Here is an 8,786-nt window from a genome sequence, read left to right as displayed (position 1 = left end):
CACCCGGATGCCGAGCCGATCGAGGAGCGGCTTTACAAGCCAGAATTCGCCCGAGAGGTTGAATTCGCCAAGGATGTTGATGTCGTAGGGCCCGGGGTCGTCGGGTTCGACCGTGCCGATGACATGATCGAGCAACGCCTCGGCGGCGAGCTTGTTGCCGAGGTTCTTGGAGCCTGCCAGGCCAGGCGCATTGATCGGCACCACGGCCAAACCGAACTTTTCCGTGGCGCGTTTGCACACGGCCTCGATGTCGTCACCGATCAGCGCCGTTACGCAAGTTGAGTAAACGAAGATCGCCGGCGGCGCGTATGTGTGCTTGATCTCGCGGATCGCCTTGAAGAGTTTCCGCTCGCCCTGCCCCATCACCAGGTCGAGTTCGGTGAGGTCGGTCGTGAAGCTTGTCCGCCACAAGGTCGGCCCTGACGAAACCGCACCACGGTTGTCCCAAGAATTGCCCTCGCAGGCGAGCGGCGCATGGACCAGATGCGCAACGTCGGTGATCGGCTGCAGGACGATCTTGGCTCCGTCAAAGGCGCAGCCGCCGGCTGCCGCCCCTGGTGTCAGCGACTTCGAGCAGCCCTCCTTGCGCGCCTTGGCATCTTTGCCACGGTTCTTATCGCAGGCGGGCTCATCGAAGGCGTCCTTGATTTTGGCGCTGAGGGAGGACATCGCTCAGCCTCCCCAGTCCATTGGGCAAGGAATGGCCTCGGCGAAAAGCCGGCCACGGCTCTTAGCGCGTGAGGTCATAGGAATAATCCGTCACACCCGTCTCGCTCGTCTCGCGATCGAGTTTGTCGAAGATCTTGTCGAGGATCGTCGTCAGCACGCGCAACGCGCCCTGGTAGCCAAAGAGCGCAAAGCGGTGATGATGGTGCCGATCGAAGATCGGAAACATCAGCCGGATCAGCGGCGTTCCGGTGTCGCGCTCCAGGTACTTGCCGTAGGAATTGCCGATCAAAAGGTCCACCGGCTCGGTAAAGAGCAGCGAGCGCAGCGCCCACAGGTCCTTGCCCGCCCAAACCTGGGCAGCCTTGCCGAAAGGCGAGGATGCTAGCAGCTTCTTCAAATCGGCTTCCCATGCCGAGGTGCCATTGGTGGCGAGGCAATGGGTTGGCTCGCCGCCGGTCTCCATGACAAAGCGGGCCATTGCGTGAACGAAGTCGGGATCACCGTAGATGGCGTATTTCTTACCATGCAGCCAGGATTGGCTGTCCGCCATGGCGTCTACCAGTCGGCCGCGCTCGAGGCGAATTGCCTCGGGAATCTCCTTGCCGGAAATCGCCGCGACCTCCATCAGGAATTCGTCCGTCGCCTGAACGCCGAGCGGATAGTGGAACGAGGCCGTCGCCTGCCCGACCTCCTCGCAATAGCCCAGTGTCTTTCGGGTGTTGTGATGCTGCAGCGAAAGCGTTGCCTCGGCGTTGAGGGCCTTCTTCACCTCGTTGATCTTCGTGCCCCCGTCATACATGCGGTATTCACCGTCCGAAGGCGTATCGAACTGGTCAGAGGCATCCTGGATCAATGTATAGGACACGCCCATTACATCGAGCAGGCGCTTGAGCTCCCGGTTGTTGCCGACGCAGAAGCCGTCGAAGCCCGGAATGATGTTGATGGTTCCTTCGATTTGCGTACGCTCCTGACCTTTCCAGAAGTGCTCCAAAATGCCTTTGACCATGTTGTCATAGCCGTCGACATGACTGCCAACGAAGGCCGGGGTGTGGGCAAAGGGCACGTCGAAGTCGCGCGGGACTGAATCTTCGTCCTTGGCGTTCTGGATGAAGCTGTGCAGGTCGTCGCCAATGACCTCTGCCATACAGGTCGTCGACACGGCAATCATCTTGGGGTCGTAGAGCTGGTAGGTGTTGGCGAGCCCGTCGACCATGTTCTTCAGGCCGCCAAACACCGCCGCATCCTCGGTCATTGAGGAGGAGACCGCCGCGGCAGGCTCCTTGAAATGGCGCGACAGGTGCGAGCGGTAATAGGCGACGCAACCTTGGCTGCCGTGGACGAAGGACATGGTTCGCTCGAAGCCGGCGGCAGCGAATACCGCACCCAGCGGCTGGCAGGCCTTGGCCGGGTTCACGACAAGCGCTTTGCGGGCGAGGTTCTTTTCGCGGTATTCCCACGTCTGGGTGAAATCGCGCTGATCGGAAACGATTTCATCGGGGTGCGGACATTCGAAGTTTAGCTTCTTCTCAGCGAGCATCTTTCTGTATTCCGGCTCGCGGAACAGGGGAGCGTGATCGAGAATTTTTTCAGCCGACTGCGGCATGATGATTACCTCTTTTGCATCTGGCTGCGCGGGACGGCAGCTCAGGACGTCAAGACGTTCCAGGCTCCGGCGGATCAGAGGCCGCGGGAGTTCACCGTCTCAGTGGGAGACTGGGGCTGAAGCAAATGTTTATTCGGCAGCCATCGCCCGCTCATCGCCCCGGCTTCTTTTCCAAGGCGCGTGGAATAGGTCCCAGACCGGGTTGTTAATGGCGAGATCCACATCACGTGCGAAAATGGCAAAGCCGTCGTAGCCGTGATACGGGCCTGAATAATCCCAGGAATGCATCTGGCGGAACGGTATGCCCATCTTCTGCACCGGGTATTTTTCTTTGATTCCCGAGCCGACCAGATTTGGGCGAATCCCTTCGATGAATTTCTCCAACTCATAGCCGGTCACGTCATCGTAGATCAGCGTGCCGTTCTTCACGTAGTGGCCGGTGCGCTGATAGTCGTCGCTGTGGGCGAATTCATAGCCGGTGCCCACGATGACCATGCCGAGGTCCTCGTAGGCCGTGACGACGTGGCGGGGGCGCAGGCCGCCGACATAGAGCATCACGGTATTTCCTTCCAGGCGCGACAGGTACTTGGCGATGACCGCATCAACAAGCGGCCTGTACTTGGCAATGACCTTTTCGGTCTTCTCCTCGATTTCCGGCCCAAAATGCTTGGCTATGTTGCGCAGAGAGGCTTCGATCTGGGAGGGACCGAAGAAATTGTACTCCATCCAGGCGACGCCATACTTTTCCTCCATATGCCGACAGATGTAATTCATCGACCGGTAGCAGTGGATAAGATTGAGCTTAGCCTTCGGGGCGCGCTCGATCTCTGCGAGTGTGGCGTCACCCGACCAGTTGCCAACCACGCGCAGCCCTATCTCCTCAAGCAGTATGCGCGAGGCCCAGGCATCGCCGCCGATATTGTAGTCGCCGATGACGTTGACGTCGTAGGGGCCGGCCTCGAACTTGACATCCTTTTTGTCGAAGACCCAATCCCGGATTGCATCATTGGCGATGTGGTGGCCAAGCGACTGCGAGACGCCGCGGAAGCCCTCGCAGCGTACCGGCACGATCGTCTTGTCATACTCCTTGGTCTTTTTGCGAGAAACGGCCTCGGTGTCATCGCCAATCAGGCCGATAGGGCATTCGGACTGCACGGTGATGCCGTTGTTGAGCGGAAACAAGACTTCAATCTCGTCAATGATCTGTTCCAGCTTCTTGTCGCCGCCGAAGACGATGTCCTTCTCCTGGAAATCGGAGGTGAACTGCATTGTCCCGAACGTGTCGACGCCCGTTGTACCGACGTAGTAGTTGCGGCGCTGCGACCAAGAATATTGGCCGCAGCCGACCGGGCCGTGCGAGATATGGACCATATCCTTGACTGGCCCCCACACCACGCCTTTCGAACCAGCATATGCACAGCCGCGAATCGTCATCACCCCCGGAATGGACTTGATGTTCGATTTGACGTCGCATTCGGAAAGGACCTCGCTTTCCCCGCCAGCCTCGTTGCCGCTCTTTGCGACGTTGAGGTGCTTCTTGCGGCGCTTCGCCGCCTTGTCGGGATAATGCGACAGCACCTCTTCGATAAGCTTCGCATGAAGAGCACCGTCATTCTCGTATTCCCGGCTCATGAGTCCCCCTTTCAAGGTTGGGTGACGCCTCAAAGAATAGGCGCCGTTCTCTGCAAGGCGCGCCGATTCATGGCAGCGCTAATGTCACTACTGGGCCGCCGCCTTCGCCGCTTCCTTGGAGTGAAGCTCGGCAAGCATCTGCTCGTCGGTCTTCATGATGCCGAAGTCGAGCAGCATCTCCTCCAGCTCCTCCATGGTGATCGGCGTCGGGATCGTACCCTGGCCCGAATTGGCGTGGATCTTCTCGGCCAGAGCGCGGTATTCCCCTGCCTGCTTTGAGTCCGGCGCGTACTGGATCACCGACATCTTCCTGAGTTCGGCATGTTGGACGATGTTGTCGCGGGGCACGAAGTGGATGAGCTTGGAATTCAATCGGCCAGCCAGTGCTTCGGCCAGATCGAGTTCGCGGTCGGTTTGACGTTCATTGCAGATCAGCCCGCCCAGCCGCACACCGCCCGAATGGGCATATTTGAGGATGCCCTTGGCGATGTTGTTGGCGGCATAGAGCGCCATCATCTCGCCGGACATGACGATATAGATCTCCTGGGCCTTGCCTTCGCGGATCGGCATGGCGAAGCCGCCGCATACCACGTCGCCGAGGACGTCATAGGAGACATAATCGACATCGTCATAAGCGCCATTCTCCTCGAGGAAATTGATCGAGGTGATGACGCCGCGGCCGGCGCAACCGACACCCGGCTCGGGGCCGCCGGACTCCACGCACTTGATGCCTCTGTAGCCCACCTTGAGCACGTCCTGGAGTTCGAGGTCTTCCACCGAGCCTTCCTGTGCGGCGAGATCCAGGACGGTATCCTGAGCTTTCGAATTCAGGATCAAGCGTGTGGAATCGGCTTTGGGGTCGCATCCTACGATGAGGATTCTCTGCCCGAGGTCGACAAGGGCAGCGAGCGTATTTTGGGACGTGGTGGACTTGCCGATGCCGCCTTTTCCGTAAAAGGCGATCTGACGCAGACCTGACATAATAGCTTTCCTTCCTTCGTTCTAATTATCGCGACTGCCCGCGACACAAGTGCCGATAGGCAGCTCGTGCCGCCTCACACCAAGCATCGCAAAAAGCGTACCAGCGTGATCGGCCGATCCCAGAAGAAACTTTGTCATTAAATTCCAGCCGCTTAGACGGCGGCAAAACGCGCGAACGGGCCTTTCAGGCGTCTGTCACGGACACGACAAAGCCGACACAGATTGTCGTGCGCCATCCAAACCGCCGTGTGTCGAGCTCGAAGCGGGAGAATGGGGAAGTTAGCCCAAAGCTGATGGCGAGACCATCGGAAGACATCGGCTCTTGTCTTTCCAGCCTGCCATTGATCGGGCGGTCGCTGGATGAGCAGGAGCCTGGGGCTTGACCGCGGCGCGGGTAGTTCAGGCAGGCTTACAGAGCGGGAACGCCGGCGGCCGATAGACATCCGCGCTTAACCTTTCATAGCCCGTCTACAAGTTGGTTCCGCCGACGCGCTATATGGAAGCCAAATAATTCAGTAGCTTAGCCGAGAGCATTGATTTTTTCAGAAAGATACGTGTTATACGCGTATGAACCGCCGAACCCATGGTCGGCGCCCTCATGCGCGTGAGACCCCGTTGTGGGCGAGGCTCGCGACTGGCTGCACGATCCTAGCCGGCCTGCTTGCCATTGAGTTTGGTCCCGCCGCGGTAGGCTGCGGCATCAAGGGCAACATCAGCTACAACACTGGCAAGAAGATTATCACGTTCTTGGACAGGAATCTTACTGGGAGACACGCATCAACCTATTGAAGGGCGAGCGGTGGTTTTGTTCAGAGGAAGCTGCACGAAAGGCGGGCGGGCGGGCTTCGAGAGGTTAGTGTCGCGGCAGCTTGCAGATCTGCCCACGGGGCCGCCACGATCGCAAAGTGTGTACAAAAGCGCCCTCTCTGCCGAACTGAACAGTGCTCACGGCCATAGCCTCGGATGAGCCCGACTGGCTTGACCTCTGCATGATGAGAGCAGCTTTTACACCAGGTGCGCAGCACATGTCTTTAACGAACGCATCGTCTTCAAGAATATAGAGAGCAATTCGGAAAACCGAGTAGTTGGCGGCGAAGCTAGGAGAAGGTATACACTACCCTCTTGTTACCCCAGAGTAGAACGTGCAGCTGCGGCAAGACGCGGGCTTCGAACCACCTGTCGCTGGTCACCTTTTCTACCAGCGGTTCCATGCGCATCATATTCCGTCGGACTCGACAGAGACGTCTTCATTACCACGGCGGGGCGGCGTGTGATTGCCGGGTTGCAGACAAACCTCGCCGCGACGTATTTGGGACGAGTGGTGTCGGCACCGAATCCCTATCATTTAGACTAGCCAGCTTGGGGAGCGCCGTCAGACCGCCAGACCGGAAGAGGAGGCTTCGCGCCAACTTGTGCCAAGAATGTTGGACCGTGCGGAACCGCTGGGGCGGCGCTCAACTCTGGCGCAGGATGAAGCGTCGATTGGGTGAATGAATAGGGCGCGCGTTCGACGGGTAGAGTGAGGCAAATCGCTGGATGTCTGCCGGATCAACGTCAACCGGTTCCATCGCCACCATCCACTCGACGTTTTCGGTGCACGGCGGCGTCGTCAGTGAGCCCTCATAAGTCCAATAGCCAAGCGAGGCTGGCAGAAGCCAGTTGGGATTCACCTCGTCGATCGTCACCTCCCCATTCGGCAGTTCGGGAAAGGCCGCAGCAAGGGCAGCAAAGCTGGCATTTGTCGCGCCGGGCGTTAAAAAGACGCCCAGCACGCCCAGAGTACCACTTTGCGTGTCCTTGTGAACGAAATGCACCTCCATCGGGAAGCTCTTGCCCGCCACGTGATGTTCGCTTGGCGCATGGAAATGGAACTGTACCAGTTCGTAGACACGATCGCCGCGGGTCAGCGTGCTGCCTTGTGGCATATTGATTTGAATGGTGTGGCCGTTGTTCACCATATTGCCGCCGCCCTTGTGCCAGCCGATGGCGATATGCGGGATATCCGCCTTGACCGCGCTGTTGATATTGATCGGCGATTGCTGCGTGCCGGCAGAGCATACGAAATTTTCCTTATCCAGATCAGCCCAGTGCTCCGGTCCGACCGGACCGGTGTACCCCCAATGGGCACTGGTCGCTTGGGCGGCTTGAACGCAAATCCGGCATGCGCCGAGCGCAACCAACCCTTTGATCAGGTGACGACGATACATATTACTTTTGCTCCTCTTGCGAACTGATGTTGGTGGCTGCCCTAATGGACGCGTGATGGCCAATCGGCGCGGCCAGTATTGTCCTTTGCAACTGATAGATGCCCGCACGCCTTGGCGTGCTTTCATAAGTGCGGCTGCCGTTTCTCGGCTGGCCGGCTTCTGCAGCCCGCAACGGGGGCAGTTTCAACCAGCTAAACGATAAAAAATTTTAGCAGACCAGCGCTTGACCCCCGCCGCAAAGGCACAGGCGAAGGTGATCACTGCGCGGCTGCCGTTCGCGCCGGAGGCCGCATCGCTATACTTTACACTCGCTGCCCAAGGAGACGCAGGCGACCCCAATACGTTTTCATCGCTACTCCCGACGCAGCCGACCCACGCCACGAAAACGTTGCTATATTTCACGTTGGGCCAATGAGGAAATCGATCTTCTTTATGGAAGGCATTTGCGCAATGGATGCATTCCCATGCTGACAGTCGTGCGTCAGGCCGGACAATGAGATACATCGATAAGAGCTGGACAAGGATGAGGGGATGACGTGCTTGCGACGGAGCAGGTGGGGCGAGAAGGCCAGTTCTTGCGGATTTCAACTTTGCGTGACGACAGCTCATCGGAGTCAAGGTGACACACGCCGGCAGCGGGGTGTCCGGGCGGTTTCCAGCCGCACAATCGCGAGACCGCTGACGCGAACAAAGCTCGGCTGTACTCGGCACGCGAAGAGAGCCTGCCAAGCCGTTGGAGCCCGGCCTTCCGGTGCGACGCAAGCCACAGACTAGACCGCCCTCTTGTTACCCCAAAGCAGAACGTGCAGCTGCGGCAACACGCGGGCTTCGAACCACCTGTCGCTAGTCACCCTTTCGACAAGCCATTCCATTCGCATCATTATTCCGTCCAAGTCGACAGAGGCGTCTTCACTGCCAGGGAGCGGCGGCGTGTGATTGCCGGGTTGCAGATAGATCGGAAGGTGCGGATATCTCGCCGCGACTTCTTTGGCGTAGGCATAGTCACTCTCGTCGAAAACGACGAGCTTGAGCACGATTTGCGGCTTCTCTTGCGCCGCTTCGAGGCATGCATCAAACGCAGCCCAACGGGTCGTCATCTCGCTGGACGGCGGCTTTGGGCTAAGGGTCAGCACGTCAAGATCCGCAAACCACTCCCTCACCACGGAACCCTGCGTTTCCAGTGCAAAACGATAGCCCTCGCGATGGCCTCGTTCTATGAGGGGACCGAACGGCTGAATGGCCGGGTTGCCGCCTGACAAGGAGACCATAACCGGCCTGCCGCCGGAAAGCGCATGGACGGTTTGCCACACGGCATCGATCGGCATCGGTAGCCATTCATGGCGATACTGATTGTCCACCGCGTGAAGGCTGTCGCACCATGAACAGCGATAATCACATCCGCCGGTTCTGATGAACACCGTCGGCAAGCCGATGAGCACGCCCTCGCCCTGGATAGTCGGCCCGAATATCTCGCTCACACGGATTGCGGGATGCATGTCGGTCACGGACGGTATTCCGCCCAAGTTTTCGGTGTTTCGCTAACGCGCACGGCCGCGGTCTGCGGCAGACGTGCCTTGCACCATTCATAGAAATGTCTGGCCAGGCATTCCGCCGTGACCTTCTCATGTCCCAGCACGTCGTTGAGGTGCCGATGGTCGAAGCTCTCGTCAATGTAGCGTTTGAGCGGCGCCAGA

The 8,786-nt window shown here is 58.7% G+C and carries 7 protein-coding genes and 1 pseudogene; all 8 read right to left on the bottom strand.

Features of this window, described 5'->3' with window-relative positions; all coding sequences use genetic code 11:
- A partial coding sequence (locus tag EN984_RS12815) for a nitrogenase component 1 (protein ID WP_281057285.1) occupies window positions 1-669 on the bottom strand: 669 nt, incomplete at its 3' end.
- Between the two features lie 61 nt (window positions 670-730).
- Window positions 731-2,272, bottom strand: a complete 1,542-nt coding sequence (gene nifK, locus EN984_RS12810) for a nitrogenase molybdenum-iron protein subunit beta (protein ID WP_024505263.1) — start codon at window positions 2,270-2,272, stop codon at window positions 731-733.
- Between the two features lie 129 nt (window positions 2,273-2,401).
- The gene (nifD, locus tag EN984_RS12805; RefSeq protein WP_024505262.1) at window positions 2,402-3,904 is read right to left on the bottom strand and encodes a nitrogenase molybdenum-iron protein alpha chain; all 1,503 of its coding nucleotides are present in this window, start codon (window positions 3,902-3,904) and stop codon (window positions 2,402-2,404) included.
- Window positions 3,905-3,991: 87 nt separating this feature from the next.
- Window positions 3,992-4,885: a nitrogenase iron protein gene (gene nifH, locus EN984_RS12800; RefSeq protein ID WP_024505261.1), complete on the bottom strand. Its 894-nt coding sequence runs from the start codon at window positions 4,883-4,885 to the stop codon at window positions 3,992-3,994.
- 1,097 nt (window positions 4,886-5,982) lie between these two features.
- Window positions 5,983-6,179 (bottom strand): annotated as a pseudogene (locus tag EN984_RS38725) (7-carboxy-7-deazaguanine synthase QueE); the annotation flags it as partial.
- Between the two features lie 160 nt (window positions 6,180-6,339).
- Entirely contained in the window at window positions 6,340-7,092 is a 753-nt protein-coding gene (locus EN984_RS12785) for a carbonic anhydrase (protein ID WP_063169372.1), read from the bottom strand.
- Window positions 7,093-7,862: 770 nt separating this feature from the next.
- Window positions 7,863-8,588: a 7-carboxy-7-deazaguanine synthase QueE gene (gene queE / locus EN984_RS12780; RefSeq protein ID WP_164548811.1), complete on the bottom strand. Its 726-nt coding sequence runs from the start codon at window positions 8,586-8,588 to the stop codon at window positions 7,863-7,865.
- A 5-nt stretch (window positions 8,589-8,593) separates the two neighbouring features.
- A partial coding sequence (locus tag EN984_RS12775) for a 6-carboxytetrahydropterin synthase (RefSeq protein ID WP_206517424.1) occupies window positions 8,594-8,786 on the bottom strand: 193 nt, incomplete at its 5' end.

Source organism: Mesorhizobium sp. M7A.F.Ca.CA.004.12.1.1 (genome assembly GCF_003997835.1).
In the GTDB taxonomy this organism is placed as follows: Bacteria; Pseudomonadota; Alphaproteobacteria; order Rhizobiales; family Rhizobiaceae; genus Mesorhizobium.
This window is presented reverse-complemented; position numbering and strand designations above follow the sequence as displayed.